Origin of the sequence: Nereida sp., from assembly GCF_965655635.1 — a bacterium.
Taxonomy (GTDB): domain Bacteria; phylum Pseudomonadota; class Alphaproteobacteria; order Rhodobacterales; family Rhodobacteraceae; genus Nereida.
In genome coordinates this window covers 13,830-40,780 of sequence record NZ_CBFHHE010000018.1, presented here as the reverse complement: position 1 = coordinate 40,780, position 26,951 = coordinate 13,830, and the positions used below count along the sequence as shown (strand labels likewise).

Sequence of the window (26,951 nt, the reverse complement as noted above, 5' to 3'; positions counted from 1 at the left end):
ATTGTTGATACACTGATGCCACCACTGTCTGCGGCAGAGATGGTGTTGGGGTATGTGGCTGGTGCGATCGTGCGCGGGCTGATCGTAGCGGTTTGCATTGCCATTGTAGGTCTTGGGTATTTTGGTGTTTGGCCTGCGCATCCGCTTTGGGCTTTGATGTTCGTTGTGCTGGGCGGTGCTTTGATGGGCGGTCTTGGCATTATCGCCGGTACCTTCGCCAACAAATTTGATCAAATGGCAGCAATCACTAATTTCATTGTGACGCCGTTGGCGTTTCTTTCAGGTACATTTTACCCGGTTAGTGAGCTGCCGCGTGTGATGTATGTGGTGAGCCACGCAAACCCATTCTTCTACTTGATCGATGGTGTCCGATACGGTGTGTTGGGTATTTCTGATAGCTCACCTTGGCTTGGTCTGGGCGTGTGTTTGGCAACGACTGCCCTTATTTTAGGTGTCTGTTGGTGGTGGTTTCGTACAGGCTATCGGATCAAAGCTTAGCACGCCCCTCGCGCCATGCTAAAAGAAGTGCGCCAGTAAGAATAGTGATGGCCCCAAGGATAGAGATTGCGTCCGGCATGACGTCGAAAATCACTAAATCGTAAATGGTCGCAAAAACCAGTGTGCTGTAGCTGAAGACAACAATAAAGCTGGCCTCGGCGCGCTTCATTGCGTTCACAAAACATGTCTGGGCGCAGGCCATAAGTGCGCCAAGGGCTGCAAGTGCAATCAATTGCTGGACTGTTGGAGGCTGCCAAAACGCGATGACTGCAACTGATGCTACGATGCACCCGATAAAATTATTGGTCAGTAGAATTTGAAACATCGGCTCGCGTCCCGACAACCGTTTAATGAAAATCAATTCAACACCCAGAAAAAACGCGGCCCCAAGCGCCAAAAGTGCAGCTGGCTGGAAACTATCTGGTCCCGGACGCAACAAGATGAACGCGCCGGTAAGGGCGATTGCTGCCGCACTCCAACGCCATGGCCCAACTTTTTCACCCAGCAATAACGCAGCCAAAGCCATACCAAATACTGGATTGAGGAAGCTAATCGCTGTCGCGTCCGAGAGTGGGATATAGGCGACAGCAGCAAACATCAGGCACACCCCAGTGCCACCAAGGCTTGTGCGGCCAATGTGAAGTCCGATGCTTGGCTTTGTGTTCAAGTGCCGCCAAAACACTGGCAACGTCGTACAAAGTGCCAAGAAAGCAAAAACAAAACGACCGTGGGTAATTTGTACCGGGTGCAGCGGCGTCCCAAGAGAAGTTGCTCCAAGCGCTTTAGCCAGCACGGTAGTTGCTGCTATAAACATTGTGGCCGTTATCATCAAAACAACAGCCAACAAGTTTGAGCCATTCACCTCAGGGAGGCGGGGAGGGATAACCTGATTTGCGCTTGGGGATGTGTTTGATGTCATGCCATGGGGCTTGTCGCTTTTTGCCAGACCTGTCCACAATTTTGTTAGGCCGTCTCGGATTGTTTGCACAGGGCGTCGCAATAGAGAAATCCACAGTGCCTTTTTCCGCGCGTACGTTGGATACAGGCTGGTCTGCGGAGCGGGGCAGTTCACGTGGGTCTGGATCATAAGGGGCGCTTTGATGCAGGGCCGCGCGCATCATGCTGCAGCGGCGCACCCACAAGGCGAAACAAATTCCAACAAAGGTCGCGATGAAATACGTCATGCGTTCCGATAACATGTCATTGATTAAGAAATCGTTTGCCTAAGTCTTACTCAAGTCAGCACAGAGCGGCCTGCATTAATTATGTCTAACTTGACAGGTTCGCGGGCTTAGCCCATCCCTTGGCACTCGCATAATTCAAAAGGACACTATGCTATGATCCCGTCTATCCTTCCCACCTATAATCGTGCCCCTTTGACGTTTGTCAAAGGTGAAGGCTCTTGGTTAGTGGAAGCTGACGGCCGACGCTTTTTGGATATGGCGGCGGGTATTGCGGTGATGTCTTTGGGACACGGCCACCCAGCCGTTGTTTCAGCACTTTGTAATCAGGCTGAAAACCTGTGGCACACATCAAACTTGTATCAGATCGAAGGGCAGCAGACCCTCGCTGATAAGCTTGTTGCGCATACATTCGCGGACACTGTTTTTTTCACGAACTCAGGTACCGAAAGCTGTGAGCTGGCTGTCAAAATGGCTCGTAAGTATTTTCACGCCCGCGGTGAGGATCGGACAGAAATCATTGCGTTCAACGGCTCGTTCCATGGCCGTTCAAGCGCTGGCATCGCGGCAGCGGGGTCTGCGAAAATGACCGAAGGCTTCGGCCCTCTTTTGCCTGGATTTACCCATTTGGACATCGGCGATCACGACGGCTTACGCGAGGCGATCACAGATAAGACATGTGCCGTAATCATTGAGCCTGTTTTGGGTGAGGGCGGAATTATTCCTGTTCCTGAACAATGTCTTAAGGGTCTGCGCGACCTGTGCGATGCCACTGGTACTTTGCTTATCTTGGATGAAGTCCAATGCGGTGTCGGTCGTACAGGTAAGCTTTTTGCGCATGAATGGGCTGGTATTTCACCTGATATCATGATGGTCGCAAAAGGTATCGGTTCCGGATTTCCGCTGGGCTGTGTACTGGCGACGGAAAACGCAGCAAGCGGCATGAGTGCGGGAACCCACGGCAGCACGTACGGTGGCAACCCGCTAGGGTGTGCGGTCGGCAATGCTGTGATGGATATTATTGAGCAAAGCGATTTTCTTGATGAGGTAGAGCGCAAAGGTACCCTTCTGAAAACCTTGCTTGATGATCTTGTGGCAAAACACAGCGCTGTTTTTGAACTAGCGCGCGGGGCAGGCCTTATGGCGGGTCTTAAGTGTCGATTGCCTGTTGGTGATGTGCTTAGCGCCAGCTACGCCCAAGAGCTTTTGGTGGTGCCAGCAGGCGACAACACATTGCGACTTCTTCCGGCGTTAACCGTAAATGACACAGAGCTTAAGGATGCCGTCGAACGCCTTGATCGCGCAGCGGCCAGTTTGTTGGCCTAACTTCTTTTGTTTTCAAATATCCCAGTGGACTGGGGGCAGCGCCCCCGCTTCGCCACTTACAAGGGGAAAACCCATGAACCACTTTCTTGATATCCACAAAACATCCGCTGAAGATCTGCGTGCGATGATTGACAGCGCAAAATCGGTGAAATCGGCGCGCGCTGGGCTGCCCCAAGCCGCACCTGATCAGGATTTGCCCCTCAAGGATCGAATGGTGGCGTTGATTTTTGAAAAGCCATCAACACGGACCCGTGTCAGCTTTGACGTAGGCGTGCGCCAAATGGGTGGTCAAACAATGGTGCTGTCAGGGACGGATATGCAGCTTGGTCACGGTGAAAGCATCGCGGATACCGCGCGTGTTTTGTCCCGTTACGTTGATATGATTATGATCCGCACGTTTGAGGAAACAACCCTTTTGGAGTTGGCCGAGCACGCCAGTGTTCCCGTGATAAATGGGCTGACAAACCGAACACACCCCTGCCAGATCATGGCAGATATCCAAACATTTGAAGAGCATCGCGGCTCCATCAAAGGTAAGAAAGTCGTCTGGTGCGGCGACGGAAATAATGTTTGCGCATCGTTCTTGCACGCGGCGGGGCAATTCGGATTTGACCTTACTTTTACGGGTCCCGAGCCGCTTGATCCTGAGTCTGAGTTTGTTGACCTCGCACGCGCCAAGGGCAGCACTGTTGAGATTATCCGCGACCCGATTGAGGCGGTTCAAGGCGCCGATCTGGTTGTGGCAGACACATGGGTTTCGATGCACGACAGCCAAACCACAAAAGAACGCCGCCACAATCAATTGCGCGGGTATCAGGTTAATGATGCGTTGATGGCACATGCCAAAGACGATGCATTGTTCATGCACTGCTTGCCTGCCCACCGCGAGGAAGAAGCGACATCTTCGGTGATGGACGGAAAGAACTCGGTCATTTTTGACGAGGCTGAAAACCGGCTCCATGCGCAAAAAGCGGTCATGCGCTGGTGCATGCAAGGGTAAGCGGCGTCGCTTACCGTTTACGAGGCTTTGCGCGCAGGGTTGGCTCCGCTTGGGTTGGGTCTTCGGGCCATGGATGTTTGGGATATCTTGCGCGCATGTCTTTGCGGACATCCGCGTAAGAGCCGGCCCAAAACCCCGGAATATCCATTGTGGTTTGCAAAGGTTTTCGCGCAGGTGACAGTACAGTCACTTTTAAAGGCTTGCCGCCAACAGTTGGGTGTTTGGTGACACCGAACAGCTCTTGTAGCCTGACTTCAATTTCTGGATCAGCCTGCGAATAATCGATAGGCTGTCGGTCACCAAGTGGCGTTGTGAAATGCGATGGCACCAGCTGGTCAAGCGCTTGGGTTTGCTCCCAATTCAAACAATTCCGCAACGCTTCAAGCGGGTCAAAGGCCTTCCAATCCGAACTTGTGCGCACGCTTCCAAGGTAAGGCGCAAGCCAGTCATCAAGGGTGCTGAGCAAGGCGCTATCACTCAGGTCTGGAAAAGCGCTCTTGTTGCTTTCGCATGCCAAAATCACGCGGGCTTGAAACCGCTTCGCAGCTGCGGGCAGGTTCAGACCGATCATTCGAATGCCGTCGCACATCGCGCGGTTCATCTGTGCCACATCCGCGTTTTTCCAAGCGCGATCCTCAAGGATACAGGCCCCAAGTCTCAGCTGCTCGCGCGCCATCACGCGGCTTTTTCTGCGGGACCACTCACACACAGTATGCCACACAAATTGCTCGGGCATGATTGCGCGCAGTTCGCTTTCACTGATCGCAATGGCTTGGCGGGTCTTTGCATCACGCGGATTACCATCGGTATCCGTCACCACGATCAGCCGCTGTGTACCGATGGGATCACTGTCAGAAACAACAGCGCCCTTGCCACCAGACAAAACAAACCTGTGGGCTTGTCCCGCGCGCCGCAGGCCGATGCGGTCTGGATAGGCGAGTGCGGCCATTTGCGCCGCTGACAGCCCTTGGTCCGGACCCGCAAGCCGTGCAAGGCGTTTGGCCTCAAGCCGTGCCGTGGCCAGCGCGCTTTGGTTGACAGCGCGGGCGTCTGATCTTTTCGGGCCGCTCAATGCGCGAATGCGTATGGTAAGGTCAGCACCCGCACCATTAAAGCCGTTCATCAATATATCGCGCCCCGACAGCAGTGCAGCAATAGGGGCTGCACCTTTGCCTGCGCGCGCCACCATGTGAGCCAGCCGTGGGTGCACCGGTAAACGCAAGAGCGCGCGGCCATGATCCGTGATCCGTTCGTTTTTCAGGGCGCCAAGCGATGTCAAAAGAGCCTGTGCTTCGGCAAGTGCACCCTGAGGGGGCGACGTGAGAAAAGCCATATCTTCTGGAGATGACCCCCACGCGGCCAACTCAAGAGCAAGGCCAGCAAGATCGGTGGCTTCAATTTCAGCGGGCGGAAACGCAGCAAGCGCGCCGTGCTCCCCTTTGGTCCAAAGTTTGTAGGCCACCCCTTTGGCGACGCGTCCCGCACGGCCGGCTCGTTGGGTGGCTTCGGCCCGGGTCACGCGCTCGGTCACCAATCGCGACATGCCAGACGCGGGATCAAAACGCGCGCGCCTTGAGCGGCCTGCATCAACAACCGTGCGCACATCTTCGATGGTCAGCGACGTTTCTGCAATGGAAGTTGCCAGCACAATCTTGCGCCCTGTTTCGGCGGGCATGATTGCGGCGCGCTGCGCTTTGAAATCCATTGCCCCGTAAAGTTTGTGCACCGCACAGCTTTTGCCCAACCGGCCTTCAAGGGCGCGGGCGACGCGCGTGATCTCTCCCTGACCGGGCAAAAACACCAGCACACCGCCATCAGGTTGCTCGGTCACCGCCTGCACGATTAGATCAGCACAAGCCAGTTCAAGCTTTCTGTCTTTCTTTAGGGGGGTATCAAGCCAACGATCTTCCACGTCAAAAGCGCGCCCTTGCGAGGTGACGATTGGTGCGTCCAGCATTTTTGCAACGGGCTCCGCATCAAGTGTGGCAGACATTACGACCAGTTTCAGGTCTGGCCGTAGTGCAGTGCGGCTTTCGTGCGCAAGGGCCAAGCCAAGGTCCGCGTTGAGAGACCGCTCGTGGAATTCATCGAAGATCAGCGCGCCAACGCCCTCAAGGCCGGGGTCCGTTTGGATCATCCGGGTTAGAATGCCCTCTGTCACCACTTCGATACGGGTGTTCGGGCCTGCTTTCGCCTCGCCGCGCATCCTGTAGCCGACCTGCTCGCCCACAGGTGCGCCAAGGGTGTCTGCCATACGCTCTGCCGCGGCGCGGGCGGCAAGGCGGCGGGGTTCAAGCATGATGAGCTTTCCCTCAAACGCACCGCCTTGCAACAGGGCCAATGGAACCCGCGTGGTCTTACCCGCTCCGGGGGGCGCCTGCAAAACAAGCTGGCCATGCTGTGCGATGGCGGCGATCACATCGCTGATGACGTCTTCGATGGGTAATCTCATGTAGACTGGTTTACGGGGCAGGGCGGTGTGGCCACAACCTCAAACTCGCGTGGGCCGCCGTGTTGGCAGGTGCTAGACATAGGCGGCGCGTCGGGCCATGAACGGCGTATGGATTTGATAGCTGAACTTCCCAAAGGCAATCGGCGCGCGTTGGCGCGGGCGATTACGCTGGTTGAAAGCACACGGGCGCAGGACCGCGATGCGGCTTCGGAGTTGATGGCGCAGCTGCCGCATGACCGCCAAGCGCTGCGCATTGGTTTGTCTGGCACGCCTGGTGTCGGCAAGTCGACCTTCATCGAAAGCTTTGGCTTGCATTTAACAGCGCAGGGTTTGCGTGTGGCGGTGCTTGCGGTGGATCCCAGTTCGGCGCGTTCAGGCGGTTCGATCCTTGGCGACAAGACCCGCATGGAACAATTGTCCCGCGATCCGAACGCCTTTATCCGCCCTTCGCCGAGCCAAACCCAACTGGGTGGTGTTGCGCGGCGCACTCGCGAGGTTGTGCGATTATGCGAGGCTGCGGGCTTTGATGTGGTGTTGATCGAGACAGTGGGCGTCGGGCAATCCGAGACGATGGTCGCGGATATCTCGGATGTTTTTGCGCTTTTGATGGCACCTGCGGGGGGCGATGAATTGCAGGGCGTAAAGCGCGGCATCATGGAAATTGCTGATCTGGTGATTGTGAATAAAGCCGACGGTGATTTGAAGGCGGCAGCAAAGCGCACGTGCGCAGATTATGCCGGCGCGCTTCGGCTGTTGCGCAAGCGAAGTGGCGACCCGGTTGGATTTCCCAAAGCTTCAATGGTTTCAGCACTAACTGCCCATGGATTGGATGAGGTCTGGGCCGATATCAAAGCCCTGCGTGATTTCAGACAGCAGTCGGGATTTTGGCAAACGCGGCGTCAGGACCAAGATCAGCGGTGGTTCGACCAAGAACTGCATTTTGGCCTGCTTGAACTTTTACACTCTGACCCGAAATCTGCCCAAATTGTTGAAGAGGCGCGTGAAGCGATTCACCAAGGAACCAGCACACCGGTGCGGGCCGCTGCACAGATTCTGGCCAGCTTTCGCAAAACCTAGCGTAGCTTGGGTGAAATAAGCCACCACATTCGGGGTGAAGGGTGGATTCAAGTCTTGACGCTTGGGTCGCAGGCTTTTATTGCAAGCCAATCGAATTTGATGGCCCGCTGCCACGCGCGGGTCTTATCCGTTTAAGAAGGGGATATCCCATGTCTCGCGTTTGCGAATTCACAGCTAAAGGCCCGATGACTGGCAACAACGTCAGCCACGCCAAAAACCGTACGCGCCGTCGGTTCCTGCCAAACCTTCAAGACGTGACACTGCGTTCTGAAACACTTGGTCGCGACTTTAAATTCCGGGTCAGCGCCGCTGCCCTGCGCACTGTTGATCACCGCGGTGGTCTGGATGCGTTCATGGCAAAAGCAAAAGATGCTGAGCTTTCTGCAAGCGCGTTGAAGCTCAAAAAAGAAATCATGAAAGCCACAGCAGCAGCCTAAGCTTTTTGATTTTGACGAATTTAGCCTCGCATGGGTTCCATGAGGGGCTTTTCCTTGAGCCATTACTCGAACATGCACGATCTCGATTGTAGTGCCACTGCTCGCGATGCGCGCTTTTGCCCCTTTTGAGGGCTGTCCAACATTGCTATTCACCACCGCATGAAACATATTTCCGCCCTTTTGTTGAGCCTGCTGCTGCTGGTCACTGCCCAAGGTAGCGCGTTTGCCCATGGTCGGATGATTGTCGCGGATCAATTCGTCATTTGCTCGGGTCAGACACTGCGCGTTGCAAATGTGGATGTGCACGGTAATGAAGTAAGCGTTCGCGAAGTATGTCCTGATTGCGTCCAGCTAAGTGCGGCTAGCATACCGGATGCGCCGGAGGTGGGTTTTGACGCTGAAGTTTGGCACGTCAAAGTACTCTCCGTGCGGCCACCATCGGTGTCAAAAGCGGCCCCTAAACGGAACAGAACCCGTGGTCCGCCTTTTGCGGTGTGAATTTTCTAGCAAATTTACATCTATAAGGACGACTGAAATGAAAAAGACACTTTTGACCACAGCTCTGCTGTCTGTGATGACGACCGCCTCGTACGCGCATATGATGATTGAGGATGCCTACGCTCTGGCGGCTTCACCAAATGCCAAGGCGGGCGCTGCGTTCATGGAAATCACGAACCACAGCGAAACAGCGGACCGGTTGGTAGCAGCCAGCAGCGACGTGGCAGCCCGCGTGGAGTTGCACACTCACATCGAAAAAGATGGGGTGATGCGCATGACCGAATTGGAAGACGGCATCCCGTTTGAAGCGGATGAAACGGTCTTGCTAAAACGCGGCGGAATGCACGTGATGTTCATGGGGCTGAACCGCTCGCTGAACGACGGGGACTTGGTTGAGGTCACGCTATCGTTCGAAAATACTGGTGATGTGACAATCGAAGTTCCGGTAGATCTGAACCGTAAACCGGATCCAGATGCCCATGGTGCGGGTCATTCGGGTCATAACCATTAAGCTCATCGCTGTACAATTACTGACCAAATGAAAAAGGCGGGCCTATGCGGTCCGCCTTTTGTCATTATATCAGAGAAGTGCTTTATGAGCAGTACGCCTCAGCCGTTTCGCCAAAGCGCTTGTATTTTTGCCAAAAGCTTTCGTGTATGCCGCGGTCCGATTGGCGTACGTCTTGGGCGCGTTGCGGGTCATCAAAGAACTTGGCCGCCTGCCGTTGGTCGCGCCGTGTCAGCGTGATGTCAGCCGCACTTTGGATGCAGCCACACAGTTGATAGGACACAGCCTCACGGGCTGATTGAAGACATGCGCTCTGGATGGGTTTTGCTATAACCGGTGCGGCCATACTAACAGGCAACGTCGCCGTCAGAGCGCTGATCAGCAATTGGTGTTTCATCTGTCTGCCTCGATCCAAACCGAGCGCCGTGATGTTTCACTATCCGCCCGCCAGGTTAATTTGTAACGTTCAAGTGCCACGTTTTGCACTAATTTTCAAATCACGATTGCACCGCCCCCTGCGGCACGTGGTCAAGGCACATCAATTGCCATTGACCCACATGGCATTCCGGCACATATCCTTTTGCCATGAACACAGATTTGTCACACATCCGCAACTTCTCGATCGTGGCCCACATCGACCACGGTAAATCAACTTTGGCCGACCGTTTGATCCAAGAGACGGGCACGGTACAAGATCGCGATATGAAAGCGCAGCTACTCGACTCAATGGATATTGAGCGCGAGCGCGGCATCACGATCAAGGCCAACACAGTGCGGATTGAGTACAAAGCCAACGATGGTGAAAGTTACGTGCTCAACCTAATCGACACTCCCGGTCACGTTGATTTCGCCTATGAGGTTTCCCGTTCCATGCGCGCCGTTGAAGGCTCGCTTCTTGTTGTGGACAGCACCCAAGGCGTGGAAGCGCAAACCTTGGCCAACGTGTATCACGCGATTGATGCGGACCACGAGTTGGTGCCTGTGTTGAACAAGATTGATCTGCCTGCGTCTGATCTGGACCGCGTTGCAGAACAAATTGAAGACGTGATTGGCATTGATGCCTCTGGCGCCATCGCTGTGTCCGCCAAGACCGGACAGGGCATCCGTGAGACGCTTGAGGCCATTGTGACCCGCCTGCCGTCTCCGAAGGGTAATCCTGATGGCACACTGAAGGCGATGCTGGTGGATTCGTGGTATGATGCATATCTGGGCGTGATCGTGTTGGTTCGCGTCATCGATGGCCGCCTGAAAAAAGGCGACCGTATTAAGTTCCTCTCAAACGGCACCACCCACCACGTCGACCGTGTTGGCGTTTTCCGCCCTGAAATGGAGCCCTTTGACAGCCTCGGTCCGGGCGAGATTGGCTTTTTGACAGCCTCAATCAAGCAAGTCCGCGACACGCGCGTGGGTGATACCATCACCCATGACAAGAAAGAAGTTGAGGCGTTGCCAGGCTTTAAACCTGCACAGCCTGTGGTTTTCTGTGGGCTGTTCCCGGTTGATAACGCGGAATTTGAAGACCTGCGCGATGCGATTGAAAAGCTTGCGCTGAACGATGCCTCTTTCTCGTTTGAGATGGAAACATCTGCCGCGTTGGGCTTTGGTTTCCGCTGTGGGTTCCTTGGCCTGCTGCACCTTGAGGTTATCCGCGACCGCATTGAGCGCGAATATGACATTGAGCTGATCACCACCGCACCGTCGGTTATTTATCATGTGTACGGGCGTGATGGCTCAATGATTGAACTGCATAACCCCGCTGACATGCCCGATCCTGCCACAATCGATCACATCGAAGAGCCGCGTATCAAGGCGACCATTTTGGTGCCGGACGAGTATCTGGGCGATGTGCTGAAGCTGTGCCAAGATCGCCGCGGTGTTCAGCAAGACCTGACCTATGCGGGCTCGCGCGCGATGGTGGTGTACGACTTACCTCTTAACGAAGTGGTGTTTGATTTCTACGATCGCCTTAAGTCAGTGACCAAAGGCTATGCCTCGTTCGATTATCAGATGATCGGGTACCAAACGGACCGTTTGGTGAAAATGTCGGTGCTGGTAAACGACGAACCTGTAGATGCGCTTTCAACCATGGTGCACACGGACCGCGCAGAACAGCGTGGGCGCGCCATGTGCGAAAAGCTCAAGGATCTGATCCCGCGCCATATGTTTAAAATCCCGATCCAAGCAGCGATTGGTGGCCGTGTGATTGCGCGCGAAACCCTGTCTGCGATGCGCAAAGACGTGACTGCCAAATGTTATGGTGGTGACGCAACGCGTAAGAAAAAGCTGCTTGAAAAGCAGAAAGCGGGTAAGAAAAAGATGCGTCAGTTCGGCAAAGTCGACATCCCGCAAGAGGCGTTTATTTCCGCTCTCAAAATGGACAACTAGACGCTGGTGCGGTTTTGCCATGCGGGTAGCACGTCGCCCGCTGCAGGCTTTGCCTCATAAACGGCTCTGGCAATTGCGCGGCTTAAACACAGCGCCGCGGCTTGCCCGATTTCAAAAAGCGCCATGCCATCAAGACTGGCGCTTTTTTCGTGTCCGGTTGAGACACCAAACACCAAGTCCCCATCAAACGGGCTATGCGAGGGCACAATCGCGCGCGCGATCCCATCATGGGCCGCGACAGCCATGCGGTGACATTGTGCTTTGCTTAGTGGTGCATCCGTCGCAACGATGGCGATCGTTGTGTTGGCGCGCGCGTCGGGTGGGCTGAGCTTGTGACTTTGGAAAAGCCCGTGGCCTTGCGTATCGGGTCCCATGCCCAAGCCGCCAAACTCGCTGTCGATCTCGAATAGTGCGGCCCAGAAATGTGGTCCTTCTGGGATGGTAACGGAGCCAACGGGATTTGCTGCGACCAACGCGCCAACGGTGAAGGGCCCACTTGCCCCTTCGATCATCATACTGGCTGAGCCAAGCCCGCCTTTTTCGCGTCCCGTCAGGGCGCCCGTGCCGGCACCAACGCTGCCTAATGCGAAGGAAGTTGATGCATTTGCATAGGCTTCTTTGCCCAATGATCGGTAGGGGTTGTCAGCCCAGTTTTTGTCACCGCCGTTGAGTAAATCAAACAGGATCGCCCCCGGCACGAGAGGGACGCGCGCGTCCCCGACTGCGTATCCGCGACCGTCCGCATAGAGTGCGTCCATCGCTCCCGAACACGCATCCAAACCAAAAGCGGACCCGCCAGACAAAACCAGCGCATCGACCGCAGCCACAGTTTTGTCAGGTGCAAGAAGGTCCGTTTCACGCGTACCAGGTGCACCGCCCATCACATGCACAGATGCGGTGAATGGTGCATCCGCGTAAAGAACTGTGCTTCCTGATTTAAGAATATCATCTTGCGCGTTGCCGACCTTTAGGCCAGCCACATCGGTGATCAGGTTAAGGGGACCGGTCTGCATGTTTCGCCTCATTTGATGTGCGGGACGGAAGGGTGGGCGCGGCGGCAAGTAGCGCGCGGGTATAGGGGTGTTTGGGGGACGTATAGACGTCTTCTGTCATGCCTTGCTCTACAATTTTGCCGTCTTTCATCACCATCACACGGTCCGTAATTGTCCGAACAACCGATAGACCGTGGCTGATGAAAAGATAGGCCAAATCGCGCGTGCGGCATAGATTGGCCAATAGATCGAGCACCTGCGCGCGGACGGACACATCCAGCGCCGAGACGGCCTCATCGAAAATAATCAATTCCGGCTCAATAATTAGCGCACGTGCGATGGCCAAACGCTGTCGTTGCCCGCCTGAAAATTCGTGGATGTATTTCTGCGCATCGTCGGGGACCAGATCCACATCGACGAGGGCTTTGGTAACTGCCGTCTTGCGGGCTTGTCCGGTCGGAGGGTGATCCAGCAGGTGAAACGGCTCGGTGATCAAGCGCTCCACTTTGTGGCGCGGATTAAAGCTGCCGTAGGGGTCTTGAAAGACCACCTGCATTTTCTGCCGGACCTTATGGTTCGGAGACTTGCCCGCAAAAACAGGTTCTCCGTCCAGGGTGATCCGTCCTGACTGCACATCCTCCAAGCCCAATATGGCGCGGGTCAGGGTGGACTTGCCGCACCCGCTTTCGCCAACCAACCCAACTCTTTCGCCGCGGTTCAATTGAAAACTTACATCGCTTACAGCGCGGTGCTTGCCGCGCTTTCCGAACAGTCCTGTGCGGGCGGTAGGATAGTCGCGAACAACGCCTTCGACGGACAAAAGCGGTTGTGTTTTCTGCAAAGCAGGCAGGTTAACCTGGTGGGTAGAAGCTGCAAAAAGTGCTTTGGTGTAGGGGTGCTGCATAAGTTGGAAAATGCGTTGCGTTTCACCCGCCTCAACAACCCGCCCGTCTTGCATGACAACGATCTGGTCAGCCATGTTCGAGACCAAGGCCAGATCATGGGTGATCATCATCAGCCCCATGCCAAACTCATCCACTAAGCCTTTGAGCAGATCTAGAATAGTCGCCTGAGTGGTTACATCAAGCGCGGTGGTAGGCTCGTCCGCGATCAGCAGTTTGGGCCGCAGGGCGATGGCCATAGCGATGACAACACGCTGGCGCTGCCCGCCGGATAGCTCATGCGGGTAGCGTGTCAGCGGAAATTGGTCATTAGGCATGCCGACGCGTTCAAGGGTTTGCGCGGCGCGTCGGTAAGCTTCGTGGCGTGTGGTTTTTTCGTGAATACGGATGGTTTCGCTGACTTGTGCACCGATGGTTTGAACCGGATTAAGGGCCGTCATCGGTTCTTGAAAAACCATGCCAATCTCGTTGCCACGTAGGGTGCAAAGTTCAGTCTCAGACGTCTGTAAAAGGTCACGGTCCCCAAACTTAATCTGACCAGTTGTGTAAGCGCCCTGAGGCAACAGTCCCATGATGGCGAGGCTTGTAAGGGACTTGCCAGAACCACTTTCACCGGTAAGGGCAAGAATTTCACCGGCCTCAATGTCTAAGGCGACGTTGTCCAAGATCGGGGTACCGTTGATCGATAGGTTTAGGCTCTCAATTGCAAGCAGGCTCATGACCGCGCGACCCGAATACGTGGATCGAGCAGGTCGCGCAGGCCGTCCCCCATCAGGTTTAGCCCCAAGACAGTCAGCACAATTGCCCCGCCAGGGATCAGTGCGGTGTGTGGTGCGATGCTGACGAGAGTTTGCGCATCAGCTAACATTCGACCCCAAGAGGCGGTGGGCGGCTGTGCGCCCAGACCGATATAGGACAGGGCTGCTTCAGCAAGAATTCCGAGGCTGAATTGAATGGTGCCTTGTACGATCAGCAAGTTCGCCAAGTTGGGCAGAATATGCTCAACCGAGATATGCGCGGCGGATTTACCACTGATGCGGGCCGTCAGAATGAAGTCACGCTCCCACAGGCTAAGCGCGCCACCGCGGGTGAGGCGGGCAAAAACAGGTATGTTGAAAATACCGATGGCGATGATTGCGTTGACCGCTGATGCGCCAAACACCGCCGTAATCAAAATGGCGATGACAAGGGATGGAAACGCGAAAATTAGGTCGTTTCCGCGCATCATAAACTCATCGATGAAATGACCACGCCGCGCGGCGGCCCACAATCCGAGGGGGATGCCTAAAACCATGCCGATTCCCACTGCCACAAGCGCCACAGCGATGGATGTTCGCGCGCCCATCATGATCATCGATAGGATGTCACGCCCGAAGTGATCCGTGCCGAGCCAGTTTGCCGCGTTTGGGGTTTTGAGTTTGTTGCCCACATCGAGGGCCAGAATATCGTAGGGTGTCCACAGGAACGACAGTGCTGCCGCAACCACAAAAATACCGCTGAGAACGACGCCAATGATTAGCCCCTTCATGATCGCTGCCTTAGGCGCGGATCAACGGCGGCATAGGTCAAATCCACTAAGAAATTTACGATGATAACCGAAAACACCAGCAGCATCACAACGCCTTCCACCACGATCAAATCCCGCGCAGATATGGCTTGGAAAATCAGCCGGCCCAAGCCAGGCAAGAAGAACACTTGTTCGATCACGATGCCACCTGCCAACAAGAAGGAAAACTGAAGCCCCAAGATCGTCAGCACAGGAATTAAGGCGTTGCGAACTGCGTGGCGCCACAGTGCTTGGCGTTTGCTAAGGCCCTTGGCGCGGGCCGTCCGAATGAAATCTTCGCCTAACATATCGAGTAATGACGAGCGCATCACGCGCGCAAGGATCGCTGCTTGGGGTAGGGCCAGTGCGATTGCTGGCAAGGTTAAGGACTTCAGTCCAAGCCAAAACCCCTTGTCCCACCCCACAAAACCGCCTGCGGAAAACCACCGCAAATTGATTGCAAAGATCAAGACGAGGATCATCGCAAACCAGAAATTGGGAATGGCGACGCCAAGTTGTGTTGCACCCATGATTGCCGTGTCGCCTGCACCGCCGCGGCGTGAGGCTGCAAAGATGCCTGCGGGAAATGCGATGAGTGTCGACAGAACCAGCGCGTAAACAGCGAGTGGCAGCGACACCCAAATGCGATCCGCGATCAAATCAGATACGGGTGCGCGGTAGGTGTATGAGGTGCCAAAGTCACCCTGCAACATCCCGCTGACCCACGTTAAATAGCGTTCTGGGGCAGATGCGTTTAGCCCCAACTCGGTGCGCAGTGCCTCCACAGCCTCGGGTTGTGCGTTGAGGCCCAGCATGAATGCAGCAGGGTCGCCGGGCACGATCTCGATGGTCAGAAAGATAACCATGCTGGCCACGATCAAGCTGATCACGAGAGAGGCACAACGGGAGAGGGCATAGCGAAGCATGGTGTAGGCGGGGCCTCAATTCAGGCAGAGAAAGCGGGGCCGCACAGATGTACGCGGCCCCGTTTGAAGTTTAGTTGGCCCAGCTAAGACCTGTCAGGTCAACCGCAGCGGTTGGTTGATTTTCCCACATGCCTTGCAAACCTGCTTTTGCAATCGTCGGATAGGCCAACTCAAAGAGGTAGCCGTTCACATAGTCCTCAGCAATGATGGTCTGTGCCTGCGCCATTAAGGCGGCGCGCTCACCGGGGTCTGTTGCTTTGTTCAGATCATCCATCAACGCTTGGAACGCAGGATTGTCATACTGGAAGTAGTAGTCTGGGTTGGCATAAATACCAATGTCCATCGGCTCGGTATGGCTCACGATTGATAGGCCAAAGTCTTTGCCGCGGAACACTTCTTCAAGCCACTGCGCCCATTCAAGATTGCTGATTTGCGCATCAATACCAACCTCGCGCAATTGTGCCGCGATGATCTCACCGCCGCGCCGCGCGTATGAGGGGGGGGGCAGTTTGAGGGTTGTGGTAAAGCCATCGGCAAAACCTGCTTCAGCCAGCAGTTTCTTGGACAGCTCAGGATCGTATTGCGAGTTGCCAGTCAGATCGACGTAGTTAGGGTTGTGCGGTGCGAAGTGCGTGCCGATTGGCGTACCTAGCCCAAACATTGCCCCGTCAATAATGGCTTGGCGGTCAATCGCGTGCGCAACTGCCTTGCGGACCAGCTTATTGTCAAAGGGCGGCATTTTGTTGTTGGTCGACAAAATTGTCTCGCCTTCGGTGTTGCCCTTTAGGACCTGAAAGCGTGGGTCTGCTTCAAATTGTGGGATGTTTTCGGGCGCGGGGAAACCTGCAAAAGCGTCGACATCTTCTGCCATCACGGCGGCGAATGCGGCGGTTGGGTCAGAAATGAAACGGAACGTTGCGTTTTGAATGGCAGGTGCGTCGCCCCAATAATCAGCGTTGCGGGTCAGCTCAAGGCGGTCACCCTGCACCCAGTCCACAAAGCGGTATGCTCCGGTGCCTACGGGTGCGGTCGCGTTTGTCTCTGCGCTTTCGGGCGCCACGATTACGGCATCACCCCACGCCATGTTGAACAGGAAATTTCCTGTCGGCTGGCTAAGTGTGACTTTGACGGTTGTAGCATCAATCACGTCAACCGCAGCGATATTGGCAAACAGCCCTTTTTGGGCGTTGGTGCTGTCCTCGGCACGGGCGCGGTCAAGGCTGAATTTGACGTCCTCTGCATCCATCGTCGTGCCGTCGTGAAATGTCACACCCGTTTGTAGGTTGAACGTATAGCTGAGCCCGTCTGTGGAAATGTCCCACGATTTGGCAAGGCCGGGTACAACTTCCCCATCTGACATGAACCGTGTCAGCCCTTCAAAAACGTTGGAATACATGACGCTATCAATGGCTTGAGCAGCGGCACCCGTCGGGTCGAGGTTCGGTGGCTCAAGCTGGATCGCTATGGTCACGTTGTCTTGCGCATTGGCCAAACTCACCATCAGCGCAAATGCGCTAACGGTAATCAAGCCCTTATTAAAGATGGTCATGTGTCTCTCCCCATGTTGGTTAATTTGCCCTTTGACGGGGCATAGTCATCTTTTGGCAACAACAGCGCGGCCAAGCTGCGCGCCATCACCTTAATACTATCGATCATATCATCAACGCCCACGTATTCGTCCGGCTTGTGCGCCAGATCCAGAATGCCGGGGCCGTATGCAACACAGTTTTTCAGTTTGCCGATCCGGTCGATGTGCTTCTGGTCGTATGTGCCGGGCGAGGCGACAAACTCGGCGGGTTTACCCATCACATGCGCAATTTCAGCGGCTATTGTCGCCGCTACGGGCGCATCACGGTCTGTCATTGAGGGCAGAACATGGTTCAACTCGCGCATAGCGTAGTCAAAATCTGGCCGGTCGCGGCGCAGCTCTTCCAGCAGTTCTTTCACTTCACCGCGCACCTGATCCAGAGGCTCTTCGACCAAAAAACGGCGGTCAATGACAATACGGCAACTGTCGGGCACGCAGTGGCTGGGCAGGGCGGTGCTATCTTTCAGTGTCTCGGCCTGGCCGCCGTGAATGGAGTTGATGTTCATCGTCGATGATCGGGCACCTTCGGGCACCACGGGCATATCGGTGCGGCGCGCAGCCATGGCGGGAAACAGATTGCTTTCAAATTTGTCGAGCACAGCCCCCATGTGGCGCACCGCACAATCGCCTAAGAACGGCATCGCGCCATGGGCAATCTCGCCAAACGTCTCGATCTCGGCCCACCAGCCGCCGCGATGCCCCAGACATACGCGGTCTTTGTTGAGCGGTTCTGGGATGATGACGTGCTGCACCCGATCGGGGGTGAAGTACCCTTTTTCGGCCAGATATGCGACGCCGCCATAGCCGCCTGATTCCTCGTCGGCAGTGCCAGAGATTTCAATCGCTCCGTGAAAATCTGGAAATACTTCGATGAAAGCTTCCGCCGCGATGATGGAAGCGGCTAGTCCACCTTTCATGTCACACGCGCCTCGTCCGTAGATTTTGCCGTCGATATGCGCGCCGCCAAAGGGGTCTTGCGTCCATCCTTTTCCGACCTCAACCACGTCTGTGTGCGAGTTGAAATGAACGCAGTCGCCTGTGTGCTTTCCATCCCGTCGGGCAATTACATTCCAGCGCGGATAAGCCTCACAATCGCCGGGGGTGTCGTAGGCGCGGGTCAGCTCAACATCAAAACCCGAAGCGCGTAAACGGGTTGCTAAAAACTCACAAATATCGCGGTAGTTTTCACCAGGTGGATTCAGCGTTGGGATGCGGATAAGATTGCCTGTCAGCTGGATCAGATCGTCACGCTTGCCCTCGATAACTTCGGTAAGTTGGGATAGTGATTTGCTTTGCTGATCCATTCTTTGAGTATGACAGCAAAAAACACGGTATCAATACCGTATAAATGCGGGTAGCTAAAAAACATGCAGAGCGCTGACATTCAAATTGCTTTTGACGCGGCTCCCATCGGGCTGGTGCTATCCGAGGGGCGTGTCATTCGTGCCTGCAATGAAGCATTTGCAACACTTGTAGGGTATTCCAAAAATAGCTTGGTGGGCCAGTCTTTTCGTATGTTTTACGGCTCAGACGCTGAGTTTGAGGCGATCCGTGATATTGGTCTTCCTGCGCTGCAAACAAGCGGTACCTACAGCGATGAACGGCTCGTGCTCCATAAAGATGGTCACACGGTTTGGAGCCGTTTTCGCGCCCGCAGCCTGACGCCGGATGATCCGCTTGCGCGGCTGGTGCTGAGTTATGCTGCCATAAGTGAGCGTTCTGATTTGGTTCAACTCACCCCGCGTGAGCGACAGGTTTTGGGTTTCATGGGGCAGGGGATGACGAGCAAGGAGATTGCAAAGACCCTAGGGCTATCGCCGCGCACCATCGAGGATATCCGCGCGCGAATGATCAAACGCCACGGGGTTAAACGTGCCTCTGAATTGGTCGCCCGCATGATGATGCGCGGTAAATAGGGCTGTAATTTTGGGCCTTCTCAAAACACATTTTCGCTAATGTGAAATGAGCCGCTGCAGGGAAGGTTTTGCTTGCGCTTGTGCTGAAACATAACGCCCTATAGCGTCAAATTACGTATTCCCTAAATGCTGAAGGACCCGACAAAAATGGCGCGCGACTATTTGAAAAAAGCCGATAAAACCGCGGAAACTGGGGCGTCTGACGTACGCGATACGGTTCAGGAAATCCTGTCGAATATTGAGGCCGGTGGTGATGCGGCGGCTTTGGAATATGCGGCCAAATTTGACAATTATGATGGCCCGGTTTTGCTTAGCGACGAAGATATTGCGGCAGCCTCCGCGAAGGTTTCTCAAAAGCTGAAAGGTGACATTGCGTTTGCTTATGAGAACGTGCGCCGTTTTGCTGAAACACAGAAAAACACAATGAAAGACGTCGAACTTGAGGTGCGCCCTGGCTTAATCGCGGGTCAAAAGGCTATTCCGGTCAATACTGCTGGCTGCTACGTGCCGGGCGGGCGTTACAGTCACATTGCAAGTGCTATCATGACCGTGACGACGGCAAGCGTGGCTGGATGCAAAAACATCACTGTTTGTTCGCCGCCCCGCCCCAATGAAGGTATCGCACCTGCTATTATTTATGCGGCTCAGCTGTGCGGCGCGACGCGCATTTTGTCGATGGGTGGCGTGCAGGGTGTAGCGGCAATGACGTTTGGCCTTTTTGGTCTGCCAAAAGCTGACATTTTGGTTGGTCCCGGCAATCAGTTCGTGGCTGAAGCCAAGCGCATTTTGTTTGGTCGCGTGGGTATTGATATGATTGCTGGCCCAACAGATAGTCTGATCTTGGCTGATGAAACTGCTGATCCGTTTATCGTGGCGACAGACTTGGTGTCACAGGCCGAACACGGGTATAACTCGCCGGTTTGGTTGGTCACAGACAGTCGCGAATTAGCGCATAAAGTGATGGATTTGGTGCCGGGTCTTATTGAGGACTTACCAGAGCTAAACCGCGATAACGCCTTTGCGGCGTGGCGTGATTATGCCGAAGTGATCGTTTGTAATGATCGCGAAGAAATGGCGGCAACATCCGATGACTACGCGCCCGAACACCTGACGGTGCAGGCTGCTGACATTGATTGGTGGCTTGATCGGCTGACGTGCTACGGGTCGCTCTTTTTGGGCGAGGAGACGACTGTTTCGTTCGGTGACAAAGCATCAGGAACCAACCATGTTTTGCCAACTTCTGGCGCTGCGAAATATACAGGCGGGCTGTCCGTTCATAAGTACATGAAGATCGTCACATGGCAGCGCTCAACCCGTGAGGGAGCCAAGGATGTTGCGATTGCAACGGCACGAATTTCACGGCTTGAGGGTATGGAAGGGCATGCGCGGTCTGCGGATGTACGCCTTCAGAAGTATTTTCCCGAGCAAAACTTTGACCTATCCGCGCAGGATTGAGCGCGCTAGCGTAGCGCCAATACTGGGCATTTAATTGTTCACGACATCGGGTGATCTGGGGGCAGGGGCGATGAAAGCATTGATCTATGAAGGTGTTGAGGCAGTCGCTTTGCATCAGGTCCCCACCCCTGTTGCCACCGCCGGTGATGTCTTGATCAAAGTTGCGGCATGTGGGCTATGTGGATCGGATATGCATGCATATTTGGGCCATGATGCGCGCCGCCCCGCACCGTTGATCCTTGGGCATGAGGTGGCGGGGATCGTTGTTCGCGGTGATATGGATGGGCGTCGCGTGACGGTAAACCCGCTGGTCACATGCGGTGCCTGTGAAGCGTGCCTTAGCGGGCGGACTAATCTATGCGCTGAACGTCAGATCATTTCGATGCCGCCCCGCCAAGGTGGGTTTGCCGAGTGGTTGACGATGCCCGCGCAAAATTTGGTTACAGTACCTGATCATATCAGCCTTCCCGTGGCCTCGCTGGTAGAGCCGCTTGCGTGCGGTTGGCACGGTGTACGGCTCGCGGCCGAGACGTTAGGCCGTAATCTTGCGACAGGTTGCAAGGGGCTGCGTGCGGCTGTGTTGGGCGGCGGTGCGATTGGCGTTGGTGCTGCGCTGGCACTGCACGCGTGGGGCGTTCGCGACATTACCGTGGTTGAGCCGAATGCAATGCGCCGCAGCGTTTTGAAGGATCATTTATCCGACATGACGGTTGTGTCTTCGGCAGATGATGTGAGCGACGTGGATATTGTTCTTGATGCCGTTGGTTTCGCGGCAACGCGCGCCACGGCTTGCGCGATTGCACGGCCCGGTGGTGTCATCATTCACATCGGGTTGGGTGAAGATACCGGTGGTGTTGATGTGCGGCGTCTGACGCTTCAAGAAATCCGCTTTATCGGGACCTACACCTATACGGATGGTGATTTTGAGGCCACGGCCGATGCGCTTTTTGCGGGTCGTTTGGGTGATTGTTCATGGATTGAGACACGGGGCTTAGCCGATGGCGCCAAGGCGTTTGCTGATTTGCGTGCAGGCAAAGTTGCTGCCCCTAAAATTGTGCTTATCCCATGATGGACCGAACTGTTCATAGTTATGAAGACGCGCGCAGGATGGCGCGCAAACGTCTGCCTTGGATGGTTTTTGACTATATTGATGGCGCCGCGGGACATGGTGAGGGCGAGGCGGCTAACCGCCGTGCTATGGCAGATATCCATCTACAGTCACGTGTGCTGCGCGATGTCCGCCACCGTGATTTAAGCACCACTGTATTTGATTGCCGCGCCGAGGTCCCTTTCGGCATCGCCCCGATGGGCATGTGCAATTTATCCGCGCCTAAGGCTGATGTTTTTCTTGCCCGTCAAGCCGCCAAAAGTTGTGTTCCGGTTGGTGTTTCCACTGTTGCTTCAACGGATATGGAGGCAATGCTGGTGCTGTCAGAAGGGCACGCATGGTTTCAGCTGTACTACAGTGGCGATGGATCTGGGACTATGGCGCTGGTCGAGCGGGCGAAGGCAGCGGGATATCGAACTTTGGTGCTGACCCTTGATGTGCCCGAGGTTGGCCGCCGTCCGCGCGAGTTGCGCCGCGGTTTTAAGATGCCTTTCAAAATTGGTGCCTCCCAGTTCATTGATTTCGCGCTGCACCCGCGTTGGTCGATCGCAACGCTAATCCATGGTCGTCCCGAGATGGCTAATTTTCAACGGGACGGGTTTACATTTGATCGCACCGAAAGCCGTGCAGGCGCTGATTGGGAAACACTCAAACAAGTGCGCGACGCGTGGCCGGGTAGGCTGGTGGCCAAAGGTGTTGTCAGTGTCGAGGATGCCGTTGCTTTGAAGGCGGCAGGTGTTGATGCGGTCCAAGTTTCGTCACACGGGGGGCGTCAGTTGGACGGCGGTGTGCCACCCATTTTGGCCCTTAAAGCCATTCGGGACGCTGTGGGGCCGGCGTACCCGCTCTTTTATGATAGCGGCGTTCGATCGGGCGAAGATGTGGCCAAAGCATTGCAGCAGGGCGCTGATTTCGTCTTCTTTGGCCGTGCAATGCAATTTGCAATTGCTGCAAACGGAGAAGCAGGATTGCAACAGTTTTGGGCTGGTGTCAGTAGCGATTTATCCAGCGCAATGGCGCAGATGGGTCACTGTGACATTGCATCCCTCAAGGCCAGATAGCTTGCTTTTGGCGTACGCTCCAACGTGTCAAAATCCACATGAACAAGTCCGAAGCGCTCCGCATATCCAAAGGCCCATTCGTAGTTATCCATCAAAGACCAAAATGTGTAACCGCCAAGAGGAACACCCTCGTCCATTGCTGATTTCGCGGCTAAGACATGCCCGTTTAAGTAAGAAATACGGTCTTGGTCGTTAAGCGTGTGTTCGCCCGCCATGCCATTTTCGGTCACATAAAGCGGTAGATCTTTGGTGTAGGTATCTGCGATCCATTTGAGCAGTTTGGCCAGATGGTCGGGGTGGATTTCCCAGTTCATGTGAGTTGTGTCTGCGCCTGTGCTGACGGCCTCACAAGATGGCCACGGCCCGTCTGTTTCGCGAAATGCTTTGGCTGTGTAATAGTTTACGCCGACCCAATCGAGAGGTTGTTGAATGAGGGCCATATCGTCTTGCCAGCCTGTGGGCAGATGCGACTCAAGACCTTCCAAAACTTCTTCGGGATATGTCCCCTCAAAAATGCCCTGCAGGAAAAACCGGTTGTAAATTGCCTCATAGCGCGCAGCCGCACGGGCACTTTCAACGCTGTCGTCTGCGGGCATTGTACCTTCAAAGTTGCATACAATTCCCACGTCTTTGACGCCGTTTTGTCGTAGCACCTGTACGGATTTACCGTGTGCCTTCAGCACGTGGTGCATGGCGCGCGCGGTTGCTTTTATATCTTGCAAGCCCGGCGCGTGGTGGCCCTCAAAATGTGACAGCCAACTGACGCACCACGGCTCATTGATGGTGGCCGTCGAAAACAACCTATCGCCCATACGCTTTGCGATGACATCGGTGAACTCTGCGAACCAATCCGCGACGTCAGCGTTCTGCCAGCCGCCCAATGCGTCAAGGGCAGCAGGCATTTCCCAATGATAGAGGGTCGCCATGGGTTTGATGCCGCGCTCCAGCATGCCGTCGACCAAGCGGTCATAATAGTCCAAGCCTTCTTGGTTTACTGCACCGCGTCCCTCGGGCATGACGCGCGCCCAACTGGTGGAAAATCGATAGCTGTCAAAGCCCGCAGCTTTGATCAAATCAAGGTCTTCTTGCCAGCGGTTGTAGTGGTCACATGCAACGGCTCCGTCGGTGCCATCGAGGATTTTGCCGGGCTTTGCGGCAAAAGTGTCCCAGTGAGTTGGGCCAGAGCCGCCAAAGCTGTGACCTTCAATTTGATAGGATGAGGTTGCAGTTCCGAAGATGAAATCTTGCGGAAAGTCAGACCGTTTGAATTTCATCATTTTTAAGCCTCGCGGCGGGGCATGCCCGCCAAATTGGGTCCTGTTGATCCGCCGACAACCAGTTCGGCTTCCCATAACTCTGTGACGACTGGTGCATCATCTGCGGCTTCAATCTGGTCGATTAATAGCGCACCGCAGCGCCGTCCCGCATCGCGCACCGACGAACGGATTGAGGTGAACAAAGGCGCACCGCTACCGTTTGGAAAGTATGACAAGGCGTCATCAAAACAAATAACGGAAAGGTCCCGCCCGATCTTGAGGCCCAGCTCATGTGCGGCCCGTTGTATTCCTAAAGCGGGGATCAACGCAGATGCCACAATTGCTGTTGGCGGTGCGTCGAGCGCCATAAGCTGTAGCGTGGTTTCAAAACCGTAAGGTTCGGACATCTCTTTGTTGTGCATAAGCGAAGGATCAATTTCCAGTCCGCGCTGTTCGTGGGCAAGGGTAAAGCCTTCCCGCCGGCGGATCGCGAAATCCATGCTTTCGTCACCGTTCAAAAGCGCAACTCGCGTATGCCCCAAATCAAGCAGCAGGTCCGTCGCGCGCTTAAATGCTCTACGATTGTTCACATCAAGCCAGCTGTAGGGCTGATCACAATTGCTCGACCGTCCATGCACGACAAACGGCACGTTGAGGTCATTCAATAGTTTAATGCGTTTGTCATCGTGCGAGGGGCCGTGCAGCACAAAGCCATCCACAGCGCCAGTGTTAGCCAGCCGTTCGTACGTGCTAAATTCGTCCGCGTCGTTAACGGTGACCATGCGAAGGTCATAGCCTCGCGCTGAGTATGTTTCACTGGCACCAGCGATAAAATCGGCAAAAATTGTATTTACCAATTCGTGCTGCGCGGTGCGTGGAAAAACGTGCCCAATGGACATGGCGCGGCCTGTTGCAAGTGCTTTGGCCCGCGAGTTGGGCAGGTAATTGTGCTCTTTGGCGGCTGCGACAACGCGTACACGGGTCGATGCTTTTACATCCGAGTATCCGTTCAATGCTCGGCTTACAGTTGTTTGTGAGAGGCCTAGGTGGGCCGAGAGTTCTTTAAGATTCATGGGCTATATATTTATGAAAGCGCTTTGAGATATATTATGTTGGCTCTTTCAGCGAAGTCAAAGATAATAACTGAATTTGAAATAGTTGATTTGTTTGCTTGACTCATGTTTGATGTTTTGCCAAGGATGAAACATCCAAAGCGCTTTGAAGTTTAGCGAGAGTGCGTTATGGTTGGTTCATCGAAGAAGCGTTTGACTTGAAGCAAGTTGGTCGCGAGGTCGTTGGGCCTTTTTGAATGGATGCTTCACTTGGCGTCGTGACTGATAGTGCTGGGCGTGAGAGAAAATATAATCAACCTAGCGAGTGTACGTTTGTGCATCCCATGCTAACATAAATGACAAGACAATTCTGGGAGGAAAAAAATGTCTTTTACTAAATCACTTTTGAGTGCGACAGCAATAGTGTCGGCTTCGGTTGCGTTCGCAGGCGCAGCTGCCGCCGGGTCACATTCTGACGTTTGTGCAACACCATCCGCGATGGGCAATTTGGGCAGCTTCGAGGGTGAAGTAGTCACGATGATGGGCTCTATGCAGGGAAAGGATGAGGAAAATTTACTTGCAATGGCAAGTTGTTTTGAAAAAGCGACTGGAGCGCAGGTTAAATATTCAGGATCTCAAGACTTTGCAGCTTTGATCGTTGCGGATCTTCGGTCCAACAACGCTCCAAACATTGCGATTTTCCCGCAACCTGGATTAGCAGGTGATATGGCGGCTGATGGACACTTGACACCGTTGGGTGCGGACGCTGCAGCATGGATGGCTGAAAACTATGGCGCCGGACAATCCTGGGTTGACCTGGGAACGTACGCTGATCCCGACGGCAACGATCAGTTCTATGGCTTTGCATTCAAGCAGGACTTGAAATCATTGGTTTGGTACTCACCAGAGCAATTCGAAGATAATGGCTATGACATTCCAGCTACCATGGAAGATTTGATAGCCCTGTCCGATCAAATGGTCGCGGATGGCAACACTCCATGGTGTATTGGTGTCGAATCAGGCAATGCGACTGGATGGACTGCGACAGATTGGATGGAAGACATCATGTTGCGCACGACGTCACCTGAAAACTATGATCGCTGGGTGTCAAATGATCTGCCATTCAACTCTCCAGAAGTAATCAACGCGATGGACGTTTATGGTTCATTCTCTCGTAATGATGACTATGTGGCCGGTGGCGCGTCATCAGTTGCAACAACGTTTTTTGGTGACGCACCAAAGGGTTTGTTCTCCTCACCTGCGTCTTGCATGATGCACCGCCAGGCGTCTTTTATCCCGGCATTCTTTCCTAAAAAGGGTGAAGAAGTAGCAAATGGTGAAGCTGATTTCTTCTACTTCCCGCCCTTCGCTTCTTTGGATTTAGGCAACCCGGTGTTGGGTGCTGGTACACTGTATACCATGACCAAGGATAGCCCAGCAACACGAGCGTTTTTTGAGTACCTGCAAGAAGCTCGCGCGCATGAAGTGTGGATGTCACAAGGCTCATTCTTAACAGCACACAAAGGTGCAAGTTTAGATGCGTATGCATCTGATGCACAGCGCAAGCAGGGTAAAATTCTGACAAATGCGACGACGTTCCGTTTCGATGCTTCTGACCTGATGCCGGGCGCGATTGGCGCCGGTGCGTTCTGGTCAGAGATGACTGCTTTTGCGAATGGTCAAGATTCCAAAACAACGGCTGATAACATTCAGGCCGCTTGGGACGCGATTAAGTAAGTTTTCTGTTCGCTTTAAAATAAAGTTGCACGGCATTTGTCGTGCAACTT

At 54.5% G+C, this 26,951-nt stretch carries 24 protein-coding genes; 13 read left to right on the top strand and 11 right to left on the bottom strand.

All coding sequences use genetic code 11. The features are described from left to right. Positions 1-498, top strand: a 498-nt coding sequence (locus tag ACTF5M_RS07360) for an ABC transporter permease (RefSeq protein WP_438960387.1), incomplete at its 5' end; no start/stop codon positions are given. Here ACTF5M_RS07360 and ACTF5M_RS07355 read toward each other — a convergent pair. Next, the gene (locus ACTF5M_RS07355; protein WP_438960386.1) at positions 488-1,417 is read right to left on the bottom strand and encodes a DMT family transporter; all 930 of its coding nucleotides are present in this window, start codon (positions 1,415-1,417) and stop codon (positions 488-490) included. The two genes, ACTF5M_RS07360 and ACTF5M_RS07355, sit on opposite strands and share 11 nt — an antisense overlap. 418 nt (positions 1,418-1,835) lie before the next feature. On the opposite strand from ACTF5M_RS07355, the gene ACTF5M_RS07350 reads away from it, so the two are divergent. Together ACTF5M_RS07350 and argF are read left to right on the top strand one after the other, a co-directional pair. After that, on the top strand, positions 1,836-3,005 hold the full coding sequence (locus ACTF5M_RS07350; protein WP_438960385.1) for an aspartate aminotransferase family protein: 1,170 nt from the start codon (positions 1,836-1,838) through the stop codon (positions 3,003-3,005). A gap of 73 nt (positions 3,006-3,078) precedes the next feature. Then, positions 3,079-4,005: an ornithine carbamoyltransferase gene (argF, locus tag ACTF5M_RS07345; protein WP_438960384.1), complete on the top strand. Its 927-nt coding sequence runs from the start codon at positions 3,079-3,081 to the stop codon at positions 4,003-4,005. A 10-nt stretch (positions 4,006-4,015) separates the two neighbouring features. Here the strand turns inward: argF and hrpB are convergent, their stop codons facing one another. Then, positions 4,016-6,457, bottom strand: coding sequence for an ATP-dependent helicase HrpB (hrpB, locus tag ACTF5M_RS07340; RefSeq protein WP_438960383.1), 2,442 nt, complete (start codon positions 6,455-6,457; stop codon positions 4,016-4,018). A gap of 108 nt (positions 6,458-6,565) precedes the next feature. On the opposite strand from hrpB, the gene meaB reads away from it, so the two are divergent. The 4 genes from meaB (at position 6,566) to ACTF5M_RS07320 (ending at position 8,980) form a co-directional block, all read left to right on the top strand. Beyond that, the gene (meaB, locus tag ACTF5M_RS07335) at positions 6,566-7,534 is read left to right on the top strand and encodes a methylmalonyl Co-A mutase-associated GTPase MeaB (RefSeq protein WP_438960382.1); all 969 of its coding nucleotides are present in this window, start codon (positions 6,566-6,568) and stop codon (positions 7,532-7,534) included. A gap of 149 nt (positions 7,535-7,683) precedes the next feature. Beyond that, positions 7,684-7,971: a 50S ribosomal protein L28 gene (gene rpmB, locus ACTF5M_RS07330; RefSeq protein ID WP_048599477.1), complete on the top strand. Its 288-nt coding sequence runs from the start codon at positions 7,684-7,686 to the stop codon at positions 7,969-7,971. A gap of 159 nt (positions 7,972-8,130) precedes the next feature. Continuing rightward, a complete protein-coding gene (locus tag ACTF5M_RS07325) occupies positions 8,131-8,469 on the top strand; it encodes a hypothetical protein (RefSeq protein WP_438960381.1) in 339 nt (112 codons plus the stop codon). A gap of 37 nt (positions 8,470-8,506) precedes the next feature. After that, the gene (locus ACTF5M_RS07320; protein WP_438960380.1) at positions 8,507-8,980 is read left to right on the top strand and encodes a copper chaperone PCu(A)C; all 474 of its coding nucleotides are present in this window, start codon (positions 8,507-8,509) and stop codon (positions 8,978-8,980) included. Between the two features lie 82 nt (positions 8,981-9,062). Here ACTF5M_RS07320 and ACTF5M_RS07315 read toward each other — a convergent pair whose 3' ends face one another. Further along, a complete protein-coding gene (locus tag ACTF5M_RS07315) occupies positions 9,063-9,374 on the bottom strand; it encodes a hypothetical protein (protein ID WP_438960379.1) in 312 nt (103 codons plus the stop codon). A 188-nt stretch (positions 9,375-9,562) separates the two neighbouring features. Here ACTF5M_RS07315 and lepA point away from each other — a divergent pair, with 188 nt between their 5' ends. Beyond that, the gene (gene lepA, locus ACTF5M_RS07310) at positions 9,563-11,362 is read left to right on the top strand and encodes a translation elongation factor 4 (protein ID WP_438960378.1); all 1,800 of its coding nucleotides are present in this window, start codon (positions 9,563-9,565) and stop codon (positions 11,360-11,362) included. Here lepA and ACTF5M_RS07305 read toward each other — a convergent pair. From ACTF5M_RS07305 to ACTF5M_RS07280, 6 genes are all read right to left on the bottom strand, one after another. Further along, a complete protein-coding gene (locus ACTF5M_RS07305; RefSeq protein ID WP_438960377.1) occupies positions 11,359-12,375 on the bottom strand; it encodes a P1 family peptidase in 1,017 nt (338 codons plus the stop codon). The genes lepA and ACTF5M_RS07305 overlap by 4 nt on opposite strands. Then, a complete protein-coding gene (locus ACTF5M_RS07300) occupies positions 12,356-13,975 on the bottom strand; it encodes an ABC transporter ATP-binding protein (protein ID WP_438960376.1) in 1,620 nt (539 codons plus the stop codon). The genes ACTF5M_RS07305 and ACTF5M_RS07300 overlap by 20 nt, the downstream gene beginning before the upstream one ends. Next, a complete protein-coding gene (locus ACTF5M_RS07295; RefSeq protein ID WP_438960375.1) occupies positions 13,972-14,784 on the bottom strand; it encodes an ABC transporter permease in 813 nt (270 codons plus the stop codon). The genes ACTF5M_RS07300 and ACTF5M_RS07295 overlap by 4 nt, the downstream gene beginning before the upstream one ends. Further along, complete coding sequence (locus tag ACTF5M_RS07290; protein ID WP_438960374.1) at positions 14,781-15,728, bottom strand: ABC transporter permease; 948 nt, start codon at positions 15,726-15,728, stop codon at positions 14,781-14,783. Before ACTF5M_RS07290 ends, ACTF5M_RS07295 begins: the two co-directional genes overlap by 4 nt. A 70-nt stretch (positions 15,729-15,798) precedes the next feature. Next, entirely contained in the window at positions 15,799-17,277 is a 1,479-nt protein-coding gene (locus tag ACTF5M_RS07285) for an ABC transporter substrate-binding protein (RefSeq protein ID WP_438960373.1), read from the bottom strand. Beyond that, a complete protein-coding gene (locus ACTF5M_RS07280) occupies positions 17,274-18,620 on the bottom strand; it encodes an acetylornithine deacetylase/succinyl-diaminopimelate desuccinylase family protein (protein ID WP_438960372.1) in 1,347 nt (448 codons plus the stop codon). The genes ACTF5M_RS07285 and ACTF5M_RS07280 overlap by 4 nt, the downstream gene beginning before the upstream one ends. A gap of 63 nt (positions 18,621-18,683) precedes the next feature. Between ACTF5M_RS07280 and ACTF5M_RS07275 the strand changes: the two genes are divergently transcribed. From ACTF5M_RS07275 to ACTF5M_RS07260, 4 genes are all read left to right on the top strand, one after another. Continuing rightward, the gene (locus ACTF5M_RS07275; RefSeq protein WP_438960371.1) at positions 18,684-19,232 is read left to right on the top strand and encodes a LuxR C-terminal-related transcriptional regulator; all 549 of its coding nucleotides are present in this window, start codon (positions 18,684-18,686) and stop codon (positions 19,230-19,232) included. 147 nt (positions 19,233-19,379) lie between these two features. Continuing rightward, positions 19,380-20,687, top strand: a complete 1,308-nt coding sequence (hisD, locus tag ACTF5M_RS07270; protein ID WP_438960370.1) for a histidinol dehydrogenase — start codon at positions 19,380-19,382, stop codon at positions 20,685-20,687. Positions 20,688-20,757: 70 nt separating this feature from the next. After that, positions 20,758-21,756, top strand: a complete 999-nt coding sequence (locus ACTF5M_RS07265; RefSeq protein ID WP_438960369.1) for an alcohol dehydrogenase catalytic domain-containing protein — start codon at positions 20,758-20,760, stop codon at positions 21,754-21,756. Next, positions 21,756-22,856, top strand: a complete 1,101-nt coding sequence (locus tag ACTF5M_RS07260) for an alpha-hydroxy acid oxidase (protein WP_438960389.1) — start codon at positions 21,756-21,758, stop codon at positions 22,854-22,856. Before ACTF5M_RS07265 ends, ACTF5M_RS07260 begins: the two co-directional genes overlap by 1 nt. On the opposite strand, the gene ACTF5M_RS07255 is transcribed toward ACTF5M_RS07260, so the two are convergent. Further along, entirely contained in the window at positions 22,823-24,130 is a 1,308-nt protein-coding gene (locus tag ACTF5M_RS07255; RefSeq protein ID WP_438960388.1) for a GH1 family beta-glucosidase, read from the bottom strand. The genes ACTF5M_RS07260 and ACTF5M_RS07255 overlap by 34 nt on opposite strands. 5 nt (positions 24,131-24,135) lie before the next feature. Further along, complete coding sequence (locus ACTF5M_RS07250; protein ID WP_438960368.1) at positions 24,136-25,185, bottom strand: substrate-binding domain-containing protein; 1,050 nt, start codon at positions 25,183-25,185, stop codon at positions 24,136-24,138. A 363-nt stretch (positions 25,186-25,548) separates the two neighbouring features. Between ACTF5M_RS07250 and ACTF5M_RS07245 the strand changes: the two genes are divergently transcribed. Then, a complete protein-coding gene (locus ACTF5M_RS07245) occupies positions 25,549-26,901 on the top strand; it encodes an ABC transporter substrate-binding protein (protein ID WP_438960367.1) in 1,353 nt (450 codons plus the stop codon). Positions 26,902-26,951 lie beyond the last annotated feature (50 nt).

Bases quoted from the DNA above. Each gene is read 5' to 3' on its own strand.
- ACTF5M_RS07355 (WP_438960386.1), bottom strand. From the start codon at position 1,417: ATGACATCAAACACATCCCCAAGCGCAAATCAGGTTATCCCTCCCCGC.
- ACTF5M_RS07350 (WP_438960385.1), top strand. From the start codon at position 1,836: ATGATCCCGTCTATCCTTCCCACCTATAATCGTGCCCCTTTGACGTTT.
- argF (WP_438960384.1), top strand. From the start codon at position 3,079: ATGAACCACTTTCTTGATATCCACAAAACATCCGCTGAAGATCTGCGT.
- hrpB (WP_438960383.1), bottom strand. From the start codon at position 6,457: ATGAGATTACCCATCGAAGACGTCATCAGCGATGTGATCGCCGCCATC.
- meaB (WP_438960382.1), top strand. From the start codon at position 6,566: ATGGATTTGATAGCTGAACTTCCCAAAGGCAATCGGCGCGCGTTGGCG.
- rpmB (WP_048599477.1), top strand. From the start codon at position 7,684: ATGTCTCGCGTTTGCGAATTCACAGCTAAAGGCCCGATGACTGGCAAC.
- ACTF5M_RS07325 (WP_438960381.1), top strand. From the start codon at position 8,131: ATGAAACATATTTCCGCCCTTTTGTTGAGCCTGCTGCTGCTGGTCACT.
- ACTF5M_RS07320 (WP_438960380.1), top strand. From the start codon at position 8,507: ATGAAAAAGACACTTTTGACCACAGCTCTGCTGTCTGTGATGACGACC.
- ACTF5M_RS07315 (WP_438960379.1), bottom strand. From the start codon at position 9,374: ATGAAACACCAATTGCTGATCAGCGCTCTGACGGCGACGTTGCCTGTT.
- lepA (WP_438960378.1), top strand. From the start codon at position 9,563: ATGAACACAGATTTGTCACACATCCGCAACTTCTCGATCGTGGCCCAC.
- ACTF5M_RS07305 (WP_438960377.1), bottom strand. From the start codon at position 12,375: ATGCAGACCGGTCCCCTTAACCTGATCACCGATGTGGCTGGCCTAAAG.
- ACTF5M_RS07300 (WP_438960376.1), bottom strand. From the start codon at position 13,975: ATGAGCCTGCTTGCAATTGAGAGCCTAAACCTATCGATCAACGGTACC.
- ACTF5M_RS07295 (WP_438960375.1), bottom strand. From the start codon at position 14,784: ATGAAGGGGCTAATCATTGGCGTCGTTCTCAGCGGTATTTTTGTGGTT.
- ACTF5M_RS07290 (WP_438960374.1), bottom strand. From the start codon at position 15,728: ATGCTTCGCTATGCCCTCTCCCGTTGTGCCTCTCTCGTGATCAGCTTG.
- ACTF5M_RS07285 (WP_438960373.1), bottom strand. From the start codon at position 17,277: ATGACCATCTTTAATAAGGGCTTGATTACCGTTAGCGCATTTGCGCTG.
- ACTF5M_RS07280 (WP_438960372.1), bottom strand. From the start codon at position 18,620: ATGGATCAGCAAAGCAAATCACTATCCCAACTTACCGAAGTTATCGAG.
- ACTF5M_RS07275 (WP_438960371.1), top strand. From the start codon at position 18,684: ATGCAGAGCGCTGACATTCAAATTGCTTTTGACGCGGCTCCCATCGGG.
- hisD (WP_438960370.1), top strand. From the start codon at position 19,380: ATGGCGCGCGACTATTTGAAAAAAGCCGATAAAACCGCGGAAACTGGG.
- ACTF5M_RS07265 (WP_438960369.1), top strand. From the start codon at position 20,758: ATGAAAGCATTGATCTATGAAGGTGTTGAGGCAGTCGCTTTGCATCAG.
- ACTF5M_RS07260 (WP_438960389.1), top strand. From the start codon at position 21,756: ATGGACCGAACTGTTCATAGTTATGAAGACGCGCGCAGGATGGCGCGC.
- ACTF5M_RS07255 (WP_438960388.1), bottom strand. From the start codon at position 24,130: ATGAAATTCAAACGGTCTGACTTTCCGCAAGATTTCATCTTCGGAACT.
- ACTF5M_RS07250 (WP_438960368.1), bottom strand. From the start codon at position 25,185: ATGAATCTTAAAGAACTCTCGGCCCACCTAGGCCTCTCACAAACAACT.
- ACTF5M_RS07245 (WP_438960367.1), top strand. From the start codon at position 25,549: ATGTCTTTTACTAAATCACTTTTGAGTGCGACAGCAATAGTGTCGGCT.